This window comes from Aminobacter sp. UC22_36, from assembly GCF_044056035.1.
In the GTDB taxonomy this organism is placed as follows: Bacteria; Pseudomonadota; Alphaproteobacteria; order Rhizobiales; family Rhizobiaceae; genus Aminobacter.
On sequence record NZ_CP171996.1, the window covers coordinates 5,226,326 to 5,244,928 of the forward strand.

Annotated in this window: 18 protein-coding genes; 10 read left to right on the plus strand and 8 right to left on the minus strand. The window is 64.8% G+C overall.

The genetic code is table 11. The features are described 5' to 3' along the window. Positions 1 to 113: 113 nt before the first annotated feature. Together ACHMW7_RS29095 and ACHMW7_RS29100 are read right to left on the minus strand one after the other, a co-directional pair. Positions 114 to 923 (minus strand): DUF2182 domain-containing protein, encoded by an 810-nt coding sequence (locus tag ACHMW7_RS29095; RefSeq protein WP_395448801.1) that lies wholly within the window; start codon positions 921 to 923, stop codon positions 114 to 116. 66 nt (positions 924 to 989) lie between these two features. After that, positions 990 to 1,625, minus strand: a complete 636-nt coding sequence (locus tag ACHMW7_RS29100; protein WP_395448802.1) for a DUF1326 domain-containing protein — start codon at positions 1,623 to 1,625, stop codon at positions 990 to 992. Between the two features lie 463 nt (positions 1,626 to 2,088). Between ACHMW7_RS29100 and ACHMW7_RS29105 the strand changes: the two genes are divergently transcribed. The 3 genes from ACHMW7_RS29105 (at position 2,089) to ACHMW7_RS29115 (ending at position 4,726) form a co-directional block, all read left to right on the plus strand. After that, complete coding sequence (locus ACHMW7_RS29105) at positions 2,089 to 2,754, plus strand: helix-turn-helix domain-containing protein (protein WP_395448803.1); 666 nt, start codon at positions 2,089 to 2,091, stop codon at positions 2,752 to 2,754. A gap of 134 nt (positions 2,755 to 2,888) precedes the next feature. Further along, positions 2,889 to 4,013: an epoxide hydrolase family protein gene (locus ACHMW7_RS29110; RefSeq protein ID WP_395448804.1), complete on the plus strand. Its 1,125-nt coding sequence runs from the start codon at positions 2,889 to 2,891 to the stop codon at positions 4,011 to 4,013. A gap of 110 nt (positions 4,014 to 4,123) precedes the next feature. Next, positions 4,124 to 4,726 (plus strand): dihydrofolate reductase family protein, encoded by a 603-nt coding sequence (locus ACHMW7_RS29115; protein WP_395448805.1) that lies wholly within the window; start codon positions 4,124 to 4,126, stop codon positions 4,724 to 4,726. A 14-nt stretch (positions 4,727 to 4,740) separates the two neighbouring features. Here the strand turns inward: ACHMW7_RS29115 and ACHMW7_RS29120 are convergent, their stop codons facing one another. Further along, complete coding sequence (locus ACHMW7_RS29120) at positions 4,741 to 5,757, minus strand: helix-turn-helix domain-containing protein (RefSeq protein WP_395451476.1); 1,017 nt, start codon at positions 5,755 to 5,757, stop codon at positions 4,741 to 4,743. A gap of 150 nt (positions 5,758 to 5,907) precedes the next feature. On the opposite strand from ACHMW7_RS29120, the gene ACHMW7_RS29125 reads away from it, so the two are divergent. Further along, a complete protein-coding gene (locus ACHMW7_RS29125; protein WP_395448806.1) occupies positions 5,908 to 6,966 on the plus strand; it encodes an alpha/beta hydrolase family protein in 1,059 nt (352 codons plus the stop codon). 38 nt (positions 6,967 to 7,004) lie between these two features. Here the strand turns inward: ACHMW7_RS29125 and ACHMW7_RS29130 are convergent, their stop codons facing one another. Beyond that, complete coding sequence (locus ACHMW7_RS29130; protein WP_395448807.1) at positions 7,005 to 7,646, minus strand: TetR/AcrR family transcriptional regulator; 642 nt, start codon at positions 7,644 to 7,646, stop codon at positions 7,005 to 7,007. A gap of 113 nt (positions 7,647 to 7,759) precedes the next feature. Here ACHMW7_RS29130 and ACHMW7_RS29135 point away from each other — a divergent pair, with 113 nt between their 5' ends. Continuing rightward, positions 7,760 to 8,314, plus strand: a complete 555-nt coding sequence (locus ACHMW7_RS29135; protein ID WP_395448808.1) for a GFA family protein — start codon at positions 7,760 to 7,762, stop codon at positions 8,312 to 8,314. After that, positions 8,298 to 8,597: a DUF6958 family protein gene (locus ACHMW7_RS29140; RefSeq protein WP_395448809.1), complete on the plus strand. Its 300-nt coding sequence runs from the start codon at positions 8,298 to 8,300 to the stop codon at positions 8,595 to 8,597. The genes ACHMW7_RS29135 and ACHMW7_RS29140 overlap by 17 nt, the downstream gene beginning before the upstream one ends. A 15-nt stretch (positions 8,598 to 8,612) precedes the next feature. On the opposite strand, the gene ACHMW7_RS29145 is transcribed toward ACHMW7_RS29140, so the two are convergent. After that, positions 8,613 to 9,131 (minus strand): Clp protease N-terminal domain-containing protein, encoded by a 519-nt coding sequence (locus ACHMW7_RS29145; protein WP_395448810.1) that lies wholly within the window; start codon positions 9,129 to 9,131, stop codon positions 8,613 to 8,615. Between the two features lie 379 nt (positions 9,132 to 9,510). Between ACHMW7_RS29145 and ACHMW7_RS29150 the strand changes: the two genes are divergently transcribed. From ACHMW7_RS29150 to ACHMW7_RS29160, 3 genes are all read left to right on the plus strand, one after another. Continuing rightward, entirely contained in the window at positions 9,511 to 10,095 is a 585-nt protein-coding gene (locus ACHMW7_RS29150; RefSeq protein WP_395448811.1) for a TetR/AcrR family transcriptional regulator, read from the plus strand. Beyond that, a complete protein-coding gene (locus ACHMW7_RS29155; protein WP_395448812.1) occupies positions 10,092 to 10,922 on the plus strand; it encodes an EamA family transporter in 831 nt (276 codons plus the stop codon). Before ACHMW7_RS29150 ends, ACHMW7_RS29155 begins: the two co-directional genes overlap by 4 nt. 176 nt (positions 10,923 to 11,098) lie before the next feature. Continuing rightward, a complete protein-coding gene (locus tag ACHMW7_RS29160) occupies positions 11,099 to 13,558 on the plus strand; it encodes an EAL domain-containing protein (protein WP_395448813.1) in 2,460 nt (819 codons plus the stop codon). Between the two features lie 3 nt (positions 13,559 to 13,561). Here ACHMW7_RS29160 and ACHMW7_RS29165 read toward each other — a convergent pair whose 3' ends face one another. The 3 genes from ACHMW7_RS29165 to ACHMW7_RS29175 all read right to left on the minus strand — a co-directional run bounded on the left by ACHMW7_RS29165 (position 13,562) and on the right by ACHMW7_RS29175 (position 17,395). Further along, positions 13,562 to 14,407, minus strand: a complete 846-nt coding sequence (locus ACHMW7_RS29165; protein WP_395448814.1) for an aldo/keto reductase — start codon at positions 14,405 to 14,407, stop codon at positions 13,562 to 13,564. Between the two features lie 81 nt (positions 14,408 to 14,488). Further along, positions 14,489 to 14,881, minus strand: coding sequence for a DUF305 domain-containing protein (locus ACHMW7_RS29170; protein ID WP_395448815.1), 393 nt, complete (start codon positions 14,879 to 14,881; stop codon positions 14,489 to 14,491). Between the two features lie 21 nt (positions 14,882 to 14,902). After that, complete coding sequence (locus ACHMW7_RS29175) at positions 14,903 to 17,395, minus strand: heavy metal translocating P-type ATPase (protein ID WP_395448816.1); 2,493 nt, start codon at positions 17,393 to 17,395, stop codon at positions 14,903 to 14,905. A gap of 234 nt (positions 17,396 to 17,629) precedes the next feature. Between ACHMW7_RS29175 and ACHMW7_RS29180 the strand changes: the two genes are divergently transcribed. Beyond that, a complete protein-coding gene (locus ACHMW7_RS29180; RefSeq protein ID WP_395448817.1) occupies positions 17,630 to 18,601 on the plus strand; it encodes a glycosyltransferase family 10 domain-containing protein in 972 nt (323 codons plus the stop codon). Positions 18,602 to 18,603: the final 2 nt, after the last annotated feature.

Sequence of the window (18,603 nt, forward strand, 5' to 3'; positions counted from 1 at the left end):
GGACATGACGCTCGCGCCGCATCGCTTGCTCTATATCCGACCATCAGCTTTTCGGCATGAGCTCGACCACCTTATCGATTGAGAAGCGAGCGACCTTGCCGCGGGGGATGCCCCTAACCGCTCATCCAAGGCATCTCAATCGCCCCGAGCGATACAGCGATGCCGAGGCCCACAAGCGCAAGGCCCAAAGCACCTTCGAAGCGGCGGCCACGCGGCAGCAGCTTCTCGATGAAGACGACCAGCGTCAGAAGCAGCATCCAGGCGACGCTCATGACGCCGGCCGCAACCAGCACGGCAAACAGCGCCCAGCAGCACCCAAAGCAATAGACGCCGTGGCGCAGCCCCATCTCAAGCGCGCCAACCCGGCCGTCGCGCCAGTGCTGCGCAACGAACGCGAGCGGCGAACGGCAATGGCTCAGGCAAATGTGCTTGAGGGTCGTGAACTGGTAGAGCCCGGCGACGCCAAGCGTGGCACCGAGCGCGAGCGGCGCCCATTTCGATCGCTGAGGCGGATCGAGGCTCGCCGCAAATTCGCTGCCGACCTGGACCAGGACATACACGAGAAGGCCTGCCGCCGCCCACACGAGCATGTAGCCCGCGACAAAGATCCATGTCGGGATGGCCATGTGCTGTTCGCGTCTCGCCTGTGCCGTCGCGAACATAAAGATCATGGGCGCTGCGGCGGGCAGCATCATAGCTGCCATCATCACAGTCCACACAGCGAGAAAGGCGGCGGCGCCGGTAACTGACCAGCCGGCGGCGGCGATTCCGGCCATAGCCATGCCGGCCATACCTTCCATACCCTCCATCCCGCCGCGCACGGCGATGCCCATGGGCATGTCCATGCTGAAGGCCTGGTAGAGGGTGAGCGCCCATGCCGCCGCTGTCAGCACAGCGAGCGATGCAAAGAGACCCAGCGGCACGCCACGGAGATTCCGAGTGAAACGCCACCATTTCCTGGGGAACGCGTCAGGCAACGGCTCGCCGCCCTAGTTGGGGCCGGTCCAGTCGAACGGAATGTGCTTGCTCGAGCGGGCGGTGCCCGTCCAGTCGAGCCCGAAACCCTTGGTGCTTACTTCTACGGAGCGCCCCCAGGTGGCAACCTGGCCCGGGCCAACCTCCGAGCCCGGCGGGTTGATCGTCTGCACCCGCTTGCCGGGCGGTGTGGTTGGACCGGAAAGTGCTTCTGCGCGCCCGACGACGCGGCCGGGAATTTCAACCCGCCAAGTGGCGAGGTCGCCCGCTACCTCAAAACTGATCGGCACGAACTCGATGCCACGCATCTCGCCGATATTGGCCGCAAAACCCGCCGGCCAGCCGCCGGCCTGGCCGCCGAAGATCGCCTGCAGGGCTTCGCGCTGCCGCTCGTTCGCCTTCTCGTCGATGTACATGCCCATCACGGCCTTTGCCTCGCCAGCCCAGAGATTGCCTTCGAACTCGCCGAGTGCGACGAGCGTCAGGCCGTCTAGCTTCACGCCGCCATATTGACCCTCGCGCACATGCCAAGCGAGCACGCCTTGGCAGTGATTACCCGTTGGCCGCTGTGCGAACTCGCAAGGGCAAGGGATGTCGCAGCTGCAGATGTCGAACCAATCGCCTGCGAGAACTCCATTGGGGCACTGCATTCATAGCCGTCCCTCCCGGAAAATTCAGGACCAGACTATACGTCGATGCCGGGTCACAATCCAGCAGTTCGTGCGTCGTTCGCTGATAGACTGGCCGTTCGGCCACAAGTCACCGCTTGTGCGCAGCAACTGCACCCAGAACCAAGCCGCCACATGCCAGCATCGCTTTTCTGACAGAGCCGTTGGGTCAGGCGTTCGGCCGCCGAAGATGGCTCAAAAGTTCGTATTTCCGACGTCCGCCTTGCGCCTCCAAAGCAGCATGTTTCCGCCCATCGACACCTGCTGGGTCGTCGCCGAAAGCGGGTGACGCAGACATTTCGTCTCCGGCCTGAAAAGTAGTTTTCGGGCGCTCGTCTGCCGAGCTGCCTGCGTGGCTCGGGCCGGCCAGCCCTCCTACCTGGGTGCCATTGCGTCTCCCGGCAAATCTGGCGAGACTGGGCTTGCGGGGAGACTGGCGACCGAGATGCATGAGGTCACGAAACTGGAGGGCTGGTCGTCGCCGCATGTCGAACAGGTGACGCACACCAGGTTCGCCACCGGGGGCAGCATGAAGATGCAGCCGGATGGCTGCTGGGACGTGGTCATTTTCAGGAATGCGGACGCGACGACCGTGCTGCGCACCGGCCTGACCACCACTGCCGTCACCCATGACTATGCCGCCGGCGACGAGATTCTCGCCATAACCTTCAAGCCGAGCAGCTTCATGCCGCTGATGCCGGGCGAGTTGATGCGCGACCAGGGTGTCGTGCTGCCTCTGATCGGCAAGGACCGCTTCCGGCTCGGGGCGGATGTGCTCGAAATTCCGACGTTCAACTCGGTCGACGGCTTTGTCGGCAGACTGGTGCGCAGCAGCATCGTCGAGGACAACAGGGTCGTTGCGTCGATCGTCTCGGGCCATCCCATGGCGATGTCGGAGCGGACCTTGCAGCGCCATTTCCTGAAGACAACAGGCGTCACCTACAAGACCTTCACGCAGATCGAACGCGCCCAGAAGGCGCTGGCGCTGCTGCAGCAGGGCCGGCCGGCGGCGGACGTCGCCTTTGCGCTCGGCTATGCCGATCAGCCGCACATGATCCGCTCGGTCAAGGCGATCATGGGCGTCACCCCCGGCCAGATCGCCCGCAGCTGAAACTGTCGGAAATCTTCAATCCCGTAGGCCGTCCGGTGGCTAGAAAGGATGCACTTTCAACCCCGTGCATGACCCCTGAAATCGGAACCGATTTCGAATGGGACCATGCACAAATTCAAAGTGGACACGCGGCAATGTCTGACATCACCCCCTTCAAGATCGCTATCCCCCAGGCGCAGCTGGCCGACCTGCGGGCGCGCCTGGCCAACACGCGCCTCGCCAACGAGATTTCAGGCGCGGGCTGGAGCTACGGCATGTCCAGCGATTTCGTCACCCGCGCGATCGAGCGGCTGTTGAACGGCTTCGACTGGCGCGCTGAGGAGGCAACGATCAACAGCCATCCGCAGTTCGTCACCGAGATCGACGGCCAGACAATCCATTTCCTGCACGTCAAGTCACAGGCCGCCAATGCCGTGCCGCTGCTTCTGCTGCATGGCTGGCCGAGCTCGTTTGTCGAGTTCCTCGGCACGATTGCACCGCTCACCGAGGCCGGCTTCGATCTCGTCATCCCTTCGCTGCCCGGCTTTGGCTTCTCCGGCCCGACGCGCGAAGCCGGCTGGAACGACGGCCGCATCGCCAACGCCATGCTCGAGCTGATGTCCCGCCTCGGCTATCGGCGCTTCGGCGTGCAGGGCGGCGACGCCGGCGCGATCATCGCGCCTGCCATCGGTCGCGCGGCGCCGGATCGTGTCATCGGCGTCCATGTGAATGCGGCGACCATGGGCTTCATTCCGCTCGGCCCGATCGATCCGAGCGAGATCGCCTCGTTCAGCGACGCCGAGAAGAGCCGGCTTCAACGGCTGCAGCAGTTCATGGCTGAGCGCTTCGGCTTCAACGCGCTGCAGTCGAGCCGGCCGCAGACGCTGGCCTATGGCATCACCGACTCGCCGGCCGGTCTCATCGCCTGGCTGGGCGACATGTTTGCCGGCTTCGGCGACAGCCCTGATGCCGTCGAGCTGGACCGGTTCCTGACCAATGTGCTGGTCTACTGGTTCACCGGCACCGCGGCCTCGTCGATCCGGCTCTATTATGAAAACGCGCATGATCCCGAGGCCTGGTCGCCGAAGCCGAATTCGGGCGTGCCGACAGGCGTTGCCGTGTTCGCGCGCGACGAGGTCGCCATCCGCCGCCACGGCGAAGGAGGCAACACCATCGTGCGCTGGACCGAGCTCACCAGCGGCGGCCACTTCGCCGCGATGGAGGTGCCAGAGGTCTGGGCAGGTGAGGTCGCGGCCTTCTTTGCCGGTCTGAAGCGCTAGCTGCCCAATTGCGGGAACGCGACAGCGCGCGGCCAAAGAAATGGCCGCGCGCTGTCGGCATCTGTCGTTCCCATGCGTCCTCGGTTCAGGACCGCAACGAGGAGACGGCGATGAGAGAGCTGGTGTTGAAGATGTCGATGTCGGTCGACGGCTTCGTCAGCGACATGGACGGGCGAAACGGCTGGATGTTCGGCACCGACCGGGAGGCCAAGGCGTGGAGCGTGGAGTTCCTGTGGAACGCCAGCCTGCATGTCATGGGCAGCCGCACTTTCCATGACATGGCCGCCTGGTGGCCTGCGTCCACCGACCAGTTCGCAGCACCGATGAACCAGATCCCCAAGGCGGTGTTCTCGCGGCAGGGGCCGGCGATGCCGACGAAAGCGAACGCCGAAGCGGCGACCACGCGGGCCGCGCCGCAAGCCGGCGCGGAAAGCTGGGCGGAGGCCTATGTGGCGAGCGGTGACCTCAGGGCGGAAATCGCAAAGCTGAAGGCCCAGGAGGGCAAGCCGATCATCGCCCATGGCGGGGTCAGCTTTGCGCGCAGCCTCGTCGCCGGTGGGCTGGTCGACCGCTTCGCGCTGCTGGTAGCCCCGGTGGGGCTGGGCCGGGGCCTGCCGCTGTTTTCCGAACTCGTCGCGCCTGTCCCTCTCGATCTGGTGAGCTCAAGAGCCTTTCCAGGGGGCGCCGTGGCGCAGGTCTATCGCACGGCGTGACGATGTCGGCCCGCTCAGGCGGCGGCCTGGGCCCGGTTCTGCTCGCGCCAGGAGGCCGGGCTGAGTGCAGTGACGCGCCGGAACTCACGGTTAAAATTGGACTTGGTCTGGAAGCCGGAGTCGAGCATGGCCGCGGTGACCGACATGTCGGTGTCCCTGAGCAGGCGGCAGGCTTCCGATATCCTGATGTCGTTGATGTATTGCGAGACGTTCTTGCCGGCGAGGCGGTTGACGGCGCCCGAGATCTGCCGCGCCGGCACGCACGCACGCCGCGCCAGCCGTGACAGGGTCAAATTGTCGTCGCGATAGAGTTTCTGGTCGACCAGCAAGCGCTGGACCTGGTCGAAGACCTCGCGGTCCTGCTCGGACGGCGACGGCTCGGGTGGACTGGGCTGGGTCGGCGCGGAGGGATGGGCCCGCGAGGCGACGAAGGCGGTCAGGCCGATGAAGAACAGGCCAAGCAGATTGGCGTTGCTGGCGATGACGGCGGCGTTTTCGCCCTGCAACCTTTCGAAGGCGAGCAGCACGCCGAGGTCGAACAGGGCCGAGACGCAGAGTGCCACTGCGGCGATGACAAGCGCGCGATGGGCGGCGACCGCACTGTCGAGGCGCGCCTCGACCAAGGCGTCCGGGCCGCTGCGTCCGAGGCTCAGCACGGCGATCGCATAGCCGACGAACAGCACGATAAGCGCCGCATCGATGAGGGCAGGCGCGAACAGCACGATGGCGGTCATCACCACCGGCGGCAAGGCGTGAAGCCAGCGCAGGCGGCCGTCCTCGAAATCGTCGCGCTGGAGCAAGGTGCGGAAACTGAACAGCACCAAAGGCGGCAGGCAGCTTGCCAGGATCGGCTGGATGTAGCGCGCCGCCTCGACATGATAGCCCCAGCGCAGACCGACGACGACCGACTGCAGGGCGCAGAGAGCGACAAGAAAGAGGAATGCCGTGTTGCCGCCGGTGGTTTCGCGGGCACGCAAAGCTGCGACGAGCAGGATGACCAGCAACAGGGCGGCGACGAAGGACAAGGGCACGAAGATCAAGGCTTAACCCACCGGAGGAATGAAGGCCGATCATGGCCTGCATCGCGATCGAGCACGACCTGAATCACGATCGAGGACGCTCATGATGGCCGATTTCGCCATCGCTTGCTCGTCTTGTTTCGCAAACAGAGCGAGGTTCCCGTGCTCCAGCTACTCACCACCATTCCCGCCCTCATCGGCTTCGTGTCCGCCTGCTTCGCCTCCGAAGTGGGCGTGCGCGAGCTGTCGGTCGCCCAGCCCGGCCGCGACCTAACCGTCACCGTCTGGTATCCGGCCGGCCCCGGCGGCAAGCCGACTGTCGTCGGCGACAACAAGGTGTTCCAAGGCGCGGCAGCCAGCGTCGATGCGCCTGTCGCGCCGGGGCGCCATCCGCTGGTGCTACTGTCGCATGGATCGGGCAGCCGCGTGCAGGCGATGGGCTGGCTCGCCACCCAGCTTGCCAAGGCAGGCTTCGTCGTTGCCGGTCCCAACCATCCGGGCACGACCAGCGGTTTTTCCACCCCGGCCGAAACGCCGAAGCTGTGGCAGCGCACAGGCGATCTTTCGACCATCATCGACGAGTTGGCCAAGAATCCGGCCTGGAGCAGCGTCATCGATGCCGACAGGATCGGCGTCGTCGGCTTCTCGCTCGGCGGGGCCACCGCCATGGAGCTTTCGGGCGCGCGCGCCAATCTCGAGGCCTATGCCAGCTATTGCGACGGCTACAAGAAGTGGGACTGCGCCTGGTTTACAAGCGGCACAGGCTACGTCAATGACGAGAAGGTGGACGTGGAAAAGCTCGACCTCAGGAGCATCGATCGGGCGCGCTTCGAGCAGTCGAACCTCGATCGCCGCATCAAGACGGCGGTGCTGGCCGATCCCGGCCTCGCCCAGGCCTATGACGCCGCGAGCCTGAAGCAGATCGCGATCCCGATGCACTTCATCAATCTCGGCGAGGGCGACACCATTCCGCTGGCGGTCATTTCCGACCGGCTGGCGCAGCTGACGCCCAAGGGCAGCTACGCCACGGTGGCAGGCGCGACGCATTTCAGTTTCCTGCCGGAATGCAAGGAAGGTGCTGCCGAGCTGCTCAAGTCGTTTGGCGAGTTCGATCCGATCTGCTCGGACGAGGCCAGCCGGCCACGCGCCGAGTTGCATGCCGAGCTGATTGGGCTGGTGAAGGATGTGCTGGTGCGCGACCTGATGGTATCAGGGCAATGAGCCCTGCCCGGCGCCGGCTACCAGGCCGGCGCCGGGACCTAGGCATGATGCCTGGCGCGCGGCCCGAAGGCAGCGAGGAAAATGCGCACGCTTTCAGCGGCATGGCCGCGGCAGGCCTCGGCGGGCAGGATGGCGCCGTCGCCCAGAAGCATGGCGTCGTTGACCGGGCCACCCATGACCAGCCAGTTGAAGAACGAGGCCGCGGCCTCGAGGTCGTCGGCCTCAATCTGGCCCAGCCTGCGGTAGCGCTCGAACGAGCGCGACAGGCGATTGATCGAGCGTTGCGGCCCGAGTGCATGCAGCGCCCTGCCGAGTTCCGGAAAACGCTCGACCTCGCCGATGACCAGCCGCCGCAGCTGCATCAGCTTCGGCGTCATGACGATGGTCAGCTGGAGTTCGGCGAATTCCTGGAGGTAGTCGGCGATCGGGCGATCGTCCAGCGGCTCGGCGACCTGTTCCTGGTGGACGTCGCCGGCAACGCCGGTCAGGCCCCTGACGACGTCGAGAAACAATGCCTCCTTGCTGTGGAAATGGGCATAGACCGTCTGCTTGGAGACGTCGGCCACCGCTGCGATCTCGTCCATATTGGCGCCAAGGAAGCCGTTGCGGAGAAACAACCCGGCGGCGGCACCGAGGATTGTGTCGCGTGTCCGTTCCTGGCGCGTTTTCGCAGCTTTCATCGATGCACTTTCCCCTGTGTCCCTGGCCGCATTCAGGAGGATAGACCGAAGCCGTTGACAAATCAAACTAGACGGTACAGTCTAGTTTCAAGTTCAAAGGACGAGGTGATGACATGGCTGACAAGGACATGCGACGGGTCGCCTGCAGGTGCGGACAGGTAGCGTTCGAGGCGAGCGGCGCGCCAATCGTCGGCGCGATCTGCTATTGCTCGAGCTGCCAGAAGGCGGGCGGGATTTTCGCCGCGCTGCCCGGCGGCACACCGGTGCTCGAGAGCGATGGCGGCACGAATTACACACTCTACCGCAAGGACCGGATCCGCTGCGTGCATGGCGCTGAGCTTTTGCGCGAACATCGGCTGAGCCCAACGGCGCCGACCCGGCGCGTGGTGGCCACATGCTGCAATTCGCCTGTTTTCCTCGAATTCAAGGGCGGCCACTGGTTGTCGGTCTATCGCGAGCGCATCGACCCCGCCGAGCGGCCGCCGGCCGAGATGCGCACGATGACCGCCGACCGCCGGCCCGGCGTCGAATTTTCGGACGGCTTGCCCAGCTATGCCAAGCATTCCGGCCGCTTCATGTGGCGGCTTTTGACGGCCTGGGCGGCGATGGGTTTTCGCGCCCCCAAGGTGGCATACGTAAAGGGAGAGCTCGATGTCCAAGGCGGCTGAGAAGATCGAGATCCGCAACATCGTCTCGCCCAACCATGTCGTGCGCGTCGACAAGGCCAAATACACGGCGATGCGGCACGCGCTGCTCCAGGTGCTGCCGGTAACGAGCCCGGGCCTGACGGTGGCGGAGGCCAAGGCGGCACTGCTACCGATCCTGTCTGAGGAGTTGTTTCCCGGCGGCGACAAGGCCGGCTGGTGGCTGAAGGCAGCGCAGCTCGACCTCGAAGCACAGGGCGTCATCCAGCGCGAAGCGACCAAGCCGCTCAGACTTCACCGGGCTTAGGGAGCACGTACCAGTTCAGCGGCGCGTACCGGCCCTGGTGACAGCTTCGGCGGCTGATCTGAGCTGGCCGAGGTCGACCCCCATCGCCCGCAATGCACGGGCTGAAACGCCGTGCGGCATGCCGGCAACGATGGCGACGACATGCGCGCCGAGCAGCGGGCCGTGCTGGCCACGGCTCGCCGCCAGCGCCTGCATGACCTCTTGACCGGAGGCTGACGCGTTGAATGCGCCAGGCCGGGCGACCAGTTGCGCCTGCCCGGCCGCAGCCTCGGACGGCGAACCGACGTCCAGCCCGATGGCGGCAAGGGCATTACCATACTGGCGGGCGATGGCATCCTTCAGTGCCGCAGGGTCCGCGCCGACGTCTGCGAAGGCGCGGCGCGCCGTACCGTCGGGCAGGTCGAGCGCAGCAAGCAGGAAGTGCTCAGCGCCCGGCTCGCGCTGCTGATCCCGCAGAGCGTGTTGCTCCGCTCCGGTGCATAGCGTGCCGATCGTGCCCATGTCGCTGAAGCGCGCCTTGATGCGGCTGAACATTCTTGTCTCCTAGCTCTCTGGCCCATCGCCGATGTCGGACAGCCGCTTGTGGGCGGCCTGCTTGCTGACGCCGAGCGCTTGGGGCGATCCGCGCCCATGACCATCCCTGGCCGAGCGCGGACCTGACGGCGCGCCGTTCGAGCGCGTCGGCCAGCCGCCGCAAGGCAACCACCGCGGCCAGCGCTTCGTCTGGATCATCGGGCAAGTGCAGAGCGCTCAGGTCAACCATGCGTCAACGTTAGTTGACGCAAGCGTGCCCGTCAACCAATGTTGACGAAAAACACAAGCGGCAGGGCGAAAGCATCTTTTGGATTGACGGGGCAGTCTTGGCAAACTAATGATACAGACCTGTCTCACCTCTGCGGTGAAAGGTCCGCAAATGCCCGCACCCTACGGCAATCGCGAGAAGCGCCAGCACATCCTGGAAACGGCCTATGGGCTGTTCAAGCGCGACGGCTTCCACGCCACCGGCATCGACAGGATCATTGCCGAGGCTGATGTGGCCAAGATGACGATGTACCGTCATTTTCCCAGCAAGGACGGCCTCATTGTCGAAGTGATCGACTGGCGGATGGAGCGCTTCGAGCACCAGCTTGACCAACTCGCAGAGGCCGGCGGCACGCCTGAAGCCAAGATCGAAAAGATCTTCGACTGGTATGGAAGCTGGTTCCAAAGCCCCGATTTTCACGGCTGCCTGTTTGCTCACGCGCTGGCGGAATATGGCGACCCGACGCATGCGGTGTTCAAGGCCGCGACCGATCAGAAGAACAGCCTGAGACGCCGCATCCGCGAGATTGTCGACGATGCGTTGCCCCAGGAACGAGCCGAGGGCGTTGCGACCGTACTGCTCATGCTGATTGAAGGCGCAACGCTTCTGGCACAAATGGGACAAGGTGAAACCGCTATCCGCGATGCCCGGAAAGCGGCGCTGGGCCTTTTCGCCCAGTCGACATCGCCGTCATGAGCGCGGTCGTCGTCGGCCTCGCCCTTTTCGCTGCGATCCTGCACGCGACCTGGAACGCCTTCTTGCGCACCGGCACAGACAGGCTTTGGACCATTACGGTGATGAGCTTTGCCGGCACTGTTATCGCGCTGCCGTTTGCCCTTGCCCATCCCATGCCGGCGTCTTCGGCGTGGCTCTACATCGTGCTCTCGGCCTGCCTCCAGGTCGGCTACAGCGTCTTTCTTGTCGCTGCCTACAGATATGGCGAACTCGGGCAGGTCTACCCCATCGTCCGAGGCTCGGTGCCGTTGCTGGTGACCCTTGGCGGGTTGTTGCTCGCCGGCGAGCGCCTCAGCGTCTCGCAGACGCTAGGTGTCGTGCTTGTGGCCACGGGCATCATCAGCCTGTCGTTCGGAAAAGGCAGAGCCGGCGCATCGTCGATCGTGTTTGCTCTGGCAACGGGTGCGATCATCGCCAGCTATGCGACGATTGATGCGATCGGCGTGCGTGTTGCCGGCCATAGCGGGGCCTACACCGCCTGGGTGGTGCTGCTCTACGGCCTGCTGCTGCCCCTAACCTTCATGCTGATGCGCGGCAGGCTGGTGGTCGATGTCAGGTCGCCGGAAACATGGAAAGCATTGGCAGGCGGGATCGTCGCGCTCGTTGCCTATGCCGTCGTGGTGGCGGCATTCGCGCTTGGACCTGCCGGCCCGATCAGCGCATTGCGCGAGACCAGCGTTGTGTTTGCCGTGCTGATCGGATGGCTGTTCCTTGGAGAGACGCTGACAATGCGGCGTATCATCGCCTGCGCCGTCGTTGCCGCCGGTGCCATCTGCCTCGGCTATTGATCGATGGACTGCCGCGGCTGCGGCCAATCAACCTTCCGTAGCGTCACTATTCTGAATTCTACTTTGATCCTTACCGGGAAAGGAATCTTAAAGCTTGCTCATATAGGTATTGCAAATATTCGCGCCGGAAACGCGAAGGAGAACAAGATGGGGGGCGAGTTCATTTCGCCGAACATGTGACGAGGCAACGCGACATCAGATCACGGTTTCAGCTCTTCGGGCTGCTGTGGCCCTTCATTGCCGTTGTCCTGATCCAGACCGTCATTGCCGGCGCCAGTCTTTACACGCTTTCCGCCGTACGCGCCTATGCCGCCGGCGAAAGCGCCTGGTCGAAGGGCCACAAGGACGCGATCTATTACCTGACGCTCTACGCCAACACAGGCGAAGCGCAGTATTACGAACGGTTCCGGCAGTCGATTGCGGTACCGCTGGCCGATCGCGACGCGCGGCTGGCGATGGAAAAGCCGCTTTTGGACTATGACGCGGCGCTCAACGGCTTCAGCCGCGGAGGCAACCATCCGAGCGACAATCCCGGCCTGATCTGGCTGTTCCAGAACTTCCGCCACGTGCCCTACCTCTCCAACGCTGTCGACCGCTGGGTCGACGCCGATCCGAAGATCCTGGAGATCGCGGCACTCGGCGAAGCCATGCATGCCGACATTTCGACCAACCATGCGACGCAGCACGAGCTCGCGGCGTGGAAGCGCAACATCCACCGCCTGCACGAGGAGACGGCGCCGCTGGCGGAGGCCTTCTCGGTTTCGCTGGGACGCGGGTCGCGCGACATCACGACACTGCTGCTCGGCGTCAATGTGGTGACGGCAGCGGCGCTGATCCTGCTGGCGATGCGGCGCACCGGCAATCTGCTGGAACAGCGCCGGGCCTTCGAAAGCGCGCTGAACGCCGAGCGCGAACGTGCGCAGATTACCCTTGCCTCGATCGGCCAGGCGGTGGTGGCGACCGACGCCGACGGCCGGCTCGACTACATGAACGAGGCGGCTGAGATCATGCTGGACTGGCACGGCGCCAGCGCCAAGGGCAAGCCGCTCGACCAGCTGTTCCGGCTGGTCAGCGAAGACAGCGACGAAGAAGAAAATGGCTTCATCGCGCGCGTGCTTTCAGGCGAGGCGATCGGCGGCAGCGGCGTGCCACAGCAGCTGATGCGGCCTGACCTTTCGAGCGTCGCGGTGTCGCTGGTGGCAGCCCCGCTCTATGTCGACGAAAAGGTGGCGGGCGCGGTGCTGGTGTTCCACGACCGCACCAAGGAACAGGAATTCATGGCGCAGCTGTCGTGGCAGGCGACCCATGACACGTTGACGTCGCTTGCCAACCGGCGCGAATTCGAGGCGCGGCTGAATGCGTCGCTCGCCGCTTTGGCCAAGCGCCCGGCGGTGCACGCGCTGATGTATCTCGACCTCGACCAGTTCAAGATCGTCAACGACACCTGCGGCCATGCCGCCGGCGACGAGCTGCTGCGCAAGGTGTCGGCAGCTTTGCGCAGCCAGCTGCGCCCCGGCGACCTGCTGGCGCGGCTGGGCGGCGACGAGTTCGGCATCCTGATGGAGAACTGCCCCGAAGAGCTTGCCGCCAGCACGGCGGAAGGGCTGCGCAAGGCGGTCGACGAGCTGCATTTCGTCTGGGCCGGGCGAGCCTTCAACACCAGCGTCAGCATCGGCGTCGTCGGCATGTCGGATGCCAGCATGTCGCTGGAAGAGACGCTGCGCAGCGTCGACGTCGCCTGCTACATGGCCAAGGAGCGCGGCCGCAACCGCATCCAGATCCAGCAGATCGGCGACATGGAGGTGGAGCAGCGCCTCAGCGAGATGGCATGGGTCCAGCGCCTGCGTGAGGCGCTGGAGCAAAACCGGTTCCGCATTTATGCGCAAGAGATCGTGCCGCTGCATGGCGATGGCGCGGCAGGCGCCCATGTCGAGTTGCTGATCCGGCTGGCCGACGCCGAGGGCAAGCTGATCGCGCCCGGCGTCTTCATTCCGGCAGCCGAACGCTACGGACTGATGCCGCTGATCGACCGCTGGATGGTCCGCTCTGCCTTCGACATCCTGTCCAGGCAGACAGCTGATGCAACGCCGATCAGCACCTGCGCCATCAACCTGTCGGGCGCGAGCTTCGGCGACGACAGCTTCGCCGACTTCGTGCTGGAGCAATTCGCCCGCAGCGGTATTTCGCCCGCCACGATCTGCTTTGAGATCACCGAGACCAGCGCGATCGCCGACCTCGACCGGGCGGCGCACTTCATCACCACCCTGCAGGCGCATGGCTGCCGCTTCTCGCTCGACGATTTCGGCTCGGGCATGTCCTCGTTCAGCTATCTCAAGGCCCTGCCGGTCGACTATCTCAAGATCGACGGCGGCTTCGTAAAAGACATGCTCGTCGACCGCATCGACCGCGCCATGGTCGAGATGATCCAGCATATCGGCGAGGTGACCGGCAAACGCACGATCGCCGAATTCGTCGAAAACGACGATATCGCCAGGGTGTTGCGCGACATCGGCGTCGACTATGCCCAAGGCTACTGCATCGCCAAGCCGCGGCCGTTCGGCGAGTGTTATGTCGGGATCAAGAGCCGCAGCTTCGAGGCCAGGACCGAGGCGCCCGACGTGGCGCTGGCGAGTTGAGGCTCAGATCATCTCCAGCGGTCGCTTGCGGGCCGGCGGCGGGAACAGCCGGTCGAGTTCTGCCAAGTCCTCAGGCGTGAGGCGGATGTCGCGCGCGGCGGCGTTCTGCCTGACGTGTTCGAGGCGCGTTGCCTTGGGGATGGCGATGACACCGGCCTGCGCCATGACCCAGGCAAGCGCTAGCTGAGCGGCCGTTGCATCGTGGCGGGCAGCGATGGCGGCAAGGCCCTTGTTGTCGGCCAACGCGCCCTGTTCGACCGGCGAATAGGCCATGACAGGCACGCCACCTTCCCGGCACCATGGCAAAAGGTCGAACTCGATGCCGCGTCGCGTCAGGTTGTAGAGCACCTGGTTGGTCTGGGCGCCCTTGCCTGCACGCAGGCGGCCCATTTCTTCCATGTCGTCGGTGTCGAAATTGCTGACGCCCCAATGACGGATCTTGCCTGACTGGCGCAGTTCCTCGAACACGGCGATGGTTTCCGACAACGGCACGCCGCCGCGCCAGTGCAACAGATAGAGATCGATGCGGTCGGTATGCATGCGCTTGAGGCTCGCCTCGCAGGCGCGGACGACGCCGTTGCGCGAGGCGTTGGACGGCAGCACCTTGGAGACCAGGAACACCTCGTCGCGGCGCCCGGCGATGGCCTCGCCCACCACCTTTTCCGCACCACCGCTGCCATACATCTCGGCGGTGTCGATCAAAGTGACGCCAAGATCGAGCCCGAGCCGGAGTGCGGCGATTTCGTCGGCGGCGCGATTGCGGTCCTCGCCCATCATCCAGGTACCCTGGCCGAGTACGGGAACGGCTTCGCCCGAAGGCAGTGTCGTGGTCGTGGATGGTGAAGGCATGGCGGTCTCCTCGGCGGTTTCCGCCAGCTTACTGCACCATTTGGCGTTGGCTACCGTGGCGACACCGGAAGTGTTTGCGACTCACTTCGCCGGGTTGGCGGCGAGCCAGGCGTCCATCTGCCTGATTTCGGCCTCCTGGGCTGTGATGACCTCTTCGGCGAGCTTGCGCATCTCGGGATTGTTGCCGTGTTCGAGCACCACCTTGGCCATGTCGATGGCCGCCTGGTGATGCGGGATCATGCCACGGGCGAAATCGACGTCGGCATCGCCGGAATATTCGACGGCCATCATCGCCGCATGCATCTTGTCCATCGCCGCCTTGTAGGCCTCGGTGGCGGCGCTGTTGGTGGCGGGCGCGGCGATGTCCATGGCGTGACCGCTATGGTCGGTCTGCGCCGGAGCGGTTTCGAGCAGCACGGCTACCAGCATGCCAGCCGCCATCAGGGCCAGCACGATCTTCTTCATCAGGTTCATCCACGATCTCCTTGGTGGTGGCTAGAGCTTGAGCGCCCTGAGCCGCAGCGCATTGGCAACGACCGACACCGACGACAGGCTCATCGCGGCGGCGGCAATCATCGGCGACAACAGCGTGCCGAGGACCGGATATAGGACGCCGGCGGCCACGGGAACACCCAGCACGTTATAGATGAAGGCGAAGAACAGGTTCTGCTTGATGTTGCCGATGGTCGCCTGGGCCAGCTTGCGCGCCCGCACGATGCCGCCCAAATCGCCCTTGACCAGGGTAATGCCGGCACTTTCCATGGCAACGTCCGCGCCCGTGCCCATGGCGATGCCGACATCGGCGGCGGCAAGAGCGGGCGCATCGTTGACGCCGTCGCCGGCCATGGCAACGCCCTGCCCCTTGGCGCGAAGTTCGTCGACCAGCGCCTTCTTGCTCTCGGGCAGCATGTCGGCGCGGACCTCGTCGATGCCAAGCTTCTGGGCGACGGCTCGGGCGGTACGCTCGTTGTCGCCGGTCGCCATGATGATCCTGAGGCCGAGAGCGTGAAGCGCGCGGATGGCTGCGGCAGCGGTTGCCTTGATCGGGTCGGCGACAGCGACGATACCCGTCGCCTTGCCGTCGATGGCAACGAACATCGCCGTCTTGCCATCCATGCGCAGGGCATCGGCCCGAGCCGACAGATCGCCCAATTGCAGACCGAGATCGGCCATCATCGCGGCATTTCCGAGCGCCACCTTGCGGCCAGAAACGGTGCCAGACACACCCTTGCCGGTGATGGATTCGAAATCCTGGGCGTCAGGCACTGCCACGCCACGCCTGGCCGCGCCGTCGACGATGGCTTCGGCGAGCGGGTGCTCGGAGCCCTTTTCAAGCCCGGCGGCGAGCGACAGCAGCTCTTCTTCCGAGATGCCGCCCGTGGCGACCACGTCGGTCAGTTGCGGCCGACCCTCGGTCAGCGTACCGGTCTTGTCGACGATCAGCGTGGCGACACTGGAGAACCGCTCCAGCGCCTCGGCATCCTTGATCAGCACGCCGGCCTGGGCACCACGGCCGGTCGCCGTCATCACCGACATCGGCGTGGCTAGGCCAAGGGCACAGGGACAGGCGATGATCAGCACCGACACCGCCGAGACGATGGCGTAAACCATGCTCGGCTCAGGGCCGAACATCGCCCAGACGGCGAAGGCAACGATGGCGATCAGCACCACCGCCGGCACGAAATAGAACGAGACGCGATCGGCGAGCCCCTGGATCGGCGCGCGGCTGCGCTGGGCCTTGGCGACCATCTCGACGATCTGCGACAGCACCGTGTCGGCACCGACTTTGTCGGCGCGCATGATCAGCGAGCCGTTCTTGTTGAGCGTCCCGCCGGTGACCCTTTCGCCCTCGACCTTTTCGACCGGGACCGGTTCGCCCGTAATCATCGATTCGTCGACCGAAGAGCGGCCTTCCAGCACGATGCCATCGACCGGAACGGCGTCGCCGGGACGGATGCGCAAACGGTCGCCGCTGACGACCTCCTCCAGCGGCACCTCGGTTTCCGAACCGTCGTCGGCGATGCGGCGCGCCGTCTTGGGGGCGAGATCGAGCAGCGCACGGATGGCCGAGCCGGTGCGCTCGCGCGCCCTCAGCTCCAGCACTTGGCCGAGGAAAACCAGCGCAACGATGACCGCCGCCGCCTCGAAATAGACCGGCACCGAGCCACCATGGCCACGGAACTGGTGTGGGAACAGATCAGGGAAGAGTGTGGCGACGACCGAATAGAGATAGGCGGCGCCGACACCAAGTGAGATCAGCGTCCACATGTTGGGGCTGCGGTTGACGACCGAGTCCCAGCCGCGATGGAAGAATGGCAGCGCCGCCCAAAGCACGACGGGCGTTGCCAGGATGAGCTCGAGCCAGGAGGCCAGCGGCTCGCCGATCCAGTCGCGCACCGGCAGGCCGAGCATCGGACCCATGGCGATGACAAGCAGCGGAATGGAGAGCGCAGCGCTAACCCAGAAGCGCCTGGTGAAATCGACCAGTTCAGGGTTGGGACCGTCGTCGGCGCTTGGCATCATCGGCTCCAGCGCCATGCCGCAGATCGGGCAGGAGCCGGGCTTGTCGCGGAGGATCTCGGGGTGCATCGGGCAGGTGTATTGCGAGCCTTTGGGCGCGGGCGCGGCAGCCGGCTTGCCCGAGAGGTACTTTGCCGGCTCGGCGGTGAACTTGCCCTCGCAGCCCGACGAACAGAAATAGTAGCCGGCGCCTTCGTGCTTGAGGAAGTGCCTTGCGCTGTCGCGGGCAACGTCCATGCCGCAGACCGGGTCTTTGGCGGTCACATACTTGTCCGTTGCCGCCTGGAACTTGTCGCGACACGAGGCACTGCAGAAATGAAACAGGTGGCCCTGATGTTCGAGCGACGGCTTGCCAACTGCAGGATCGACGGTCATGCCGCAGACCGGGTCGCGGACCACCGTTTCGGGTGGGGCTTCGCGGCCGTGGCCATGATGGGCGTGTCCGGCGTGATCTTCGGTATGTTTCATCTGAAAAAATCCAGTATATGCAGCGGCATGAACCAGTAAGGTAGATGTTCCACCTGCTGGAAGGTCAAGGCTTCCATGGGATGGAATGTCGTCCGAGCATAGCGGCGCTGGGATGGCTTACGCGAGTACAGATGCAAGATGACGGGCGCAGCCGAAACCAACGAGACTTCCCTTCCCGACCAAGCCGTGGTGAAAGTCCATGCCTGCCATTTCTGGCAGCAAATGGAACCGCACATGGCGGTCGAGATTTATGTCGCGCCATGGGCTCGGGCGTGCGGCGTGGCGACCGCACCCTGTGACGACATCGGACAGGCCGACCTCGTGCTGATGGGACCGTTTGCACCCAAGAACCAGAATGTGGGCCGCACACGCATGCCCAACGTGGCCGCTGGCGACTATGAGCGTGTGTTCCTGACGGGCGAGAACGCGACGCCGCTGATGGACTATTGCGAGTGGGCGCTGGGCTTCGACTACGAAGCCGACATCGGCCACGAAGGCTACATGCGCTATCCGCTCTATGTCTGGGGTAACGGCGGTGGGTCGATCCTGCACAGGCTGGCCGCAAGGCAGCCCGAGACACCAGCCGAGCGCCAGGCCCGGCCGCATTTCTGCGCCTTCATCTATGGCAACAAGCGCGCCAAGCTGCGCCGTTGGCTGTTTCGCGTGCTATCGCTGTACCGCAAGGTCGACGCGCCCGGCAGGGTGCAGCGCAACTGTGCGCCGATCGGCAGCTCGCTCGATGACAAGCTGGCGTTCCTGAAAGACAGGCGCTTCACCATCGCCTTCGAAAACAGCAGCGCCTCGGGCTACACGACGGAGAAGATCGTTGATGCGATGCTGGCCGGCAGCGTGCCGATCTACTGGGGTAACCCGCGCGTCGCCGAAGACTTCGACGAGCGTTGCTTCATCAACTGGCACGCACATGAAGAGCGCATCTGCCGTTCGCTGGCATTTGGCTGGCAGCCGCTGGCGCGGTCGCGCCTGATGCGCAAGCTGGCGACGCCGCTGACGCTGATTTCGGTTGCCCGGCGAACGATCAATGCGGACCGGGACGCCGCGACCTACGAGGCATTCTTCGCGCAAAGCCCGCTGACCGAGCATTCGCGCCAGTTCCTGGACGAGCAAGCCATCGCCAAACGCTGGGCAGCGATCCTGCTGAAAGCGCAAGCGCGGGCCTTGGCCAAGCTCGGCACAATCGCCAGCTGACA

Excerpts from the sequence above, each read along its gene's own strand:
- ACHMW7_RS29100 (WP_395448802.1), bottom strand. The coding sequence starts at position 1,625 with ATGCAGTGCCCCAATGGAGTTCTCGCAGGCGATTGGTTCGACATCTGC.
- ACHMW7_RS29105 (WP_395448803.1), top strand. The coding sequence starts at position 2,089 with ATGCATGAGGTCACGAAACTGGAGGGCTGGTCGTCGCCGCATGTCGAA.
- ACHMW7_RS29110 (WP_395448804.1), top strand. The coding sequence starts at position 2,889 with ATGTCTGACATCACCCCCTTCAAGATCGCTATCCCCCAGGCGCAGCTG.
- ACHMW7_RS29115 (WP_395448805.1), top strand. The coding sequence starts at position 4,124 with ATGAGAGAGCTGGTGTTGAAGATGTCGATGTCGGTCGACGGCTTCGTC.
- ACHMW7_RS29130 (WP_395448807.1), bottom strand. The coding sequence starts at position 7,646 with ATGAAAGCTGCGAAAACGCGCCAGGAACGGACACGCGACACAATCCTC.
- ACHMW7_RS29135 (WP_395448808.1), top strand. The coding sequence starts at position 7,760 with ATGGCTGACAAGGACATGCGACGGGTCGCCTGCAGGTGCGGACAGGTA.
- ACHMW7_RS29140 (WP_395448809.1), top strand. The coding sequence starts at position 8,298 with ATGTCCAAGGCGGCTGAGAAGATCGAGATCCGCAACATCGTCTCGCCC.
- ACHMW7_RS29145 (WP_395448810.1), bottom strand. The coding sequence starts at position 9,131 with ATGTTCAGCCGCATCAAGGCGCGCTTCAGCGACATGGGCACGATCGGC.
- ACHMW7_RS29150 (WP_395448811.1), top strand. The coding sequence starts at position 9,511 with ATGCCCGCACCCTACGGCAATCGCGAGAAGCGCCAGCACATCCTGGAA.
- ACHMW7_RS29155 (WP_395448812.1), top strand. The coding sequence starts at position 10,092 with ATGAGCGCGGTCGTCGTCGGCCTCGCCCTTTTCGCTGCGATCCTGCAC.
- ACHMW7_RS29165 (WP_395448814.1), bottom strand. The coding sequence starts at position 14,407 with ATGCCTTCACCATCCACGACCACGACACTGCCTTCGGGCGAAGCCGTT.
- ACHMW7_RS29170 (WP_395448815.1), bottom strand. The coding sequence starts at position 14,881 with ATGAACCTGATGAAGAAGATCGTGCTGGCCCTGATGGCGGCTGGCATG.
- ACHMW7_RS29175 (WP_395448816.1), bottom strand. The coding sequence starts at position 17,395 with ATGAAACATACCGAAGATCACGCCGGACACGCCCATCATGGCCACGGC.
- ACHMW7_RS29180 (WP_395448817.1), top strand. The coding sequence starts at position 17,630 with ATGGCGGTCGAGATTTATGTCGCGCCATGGGCTCGGGCGTGCGGCGTG.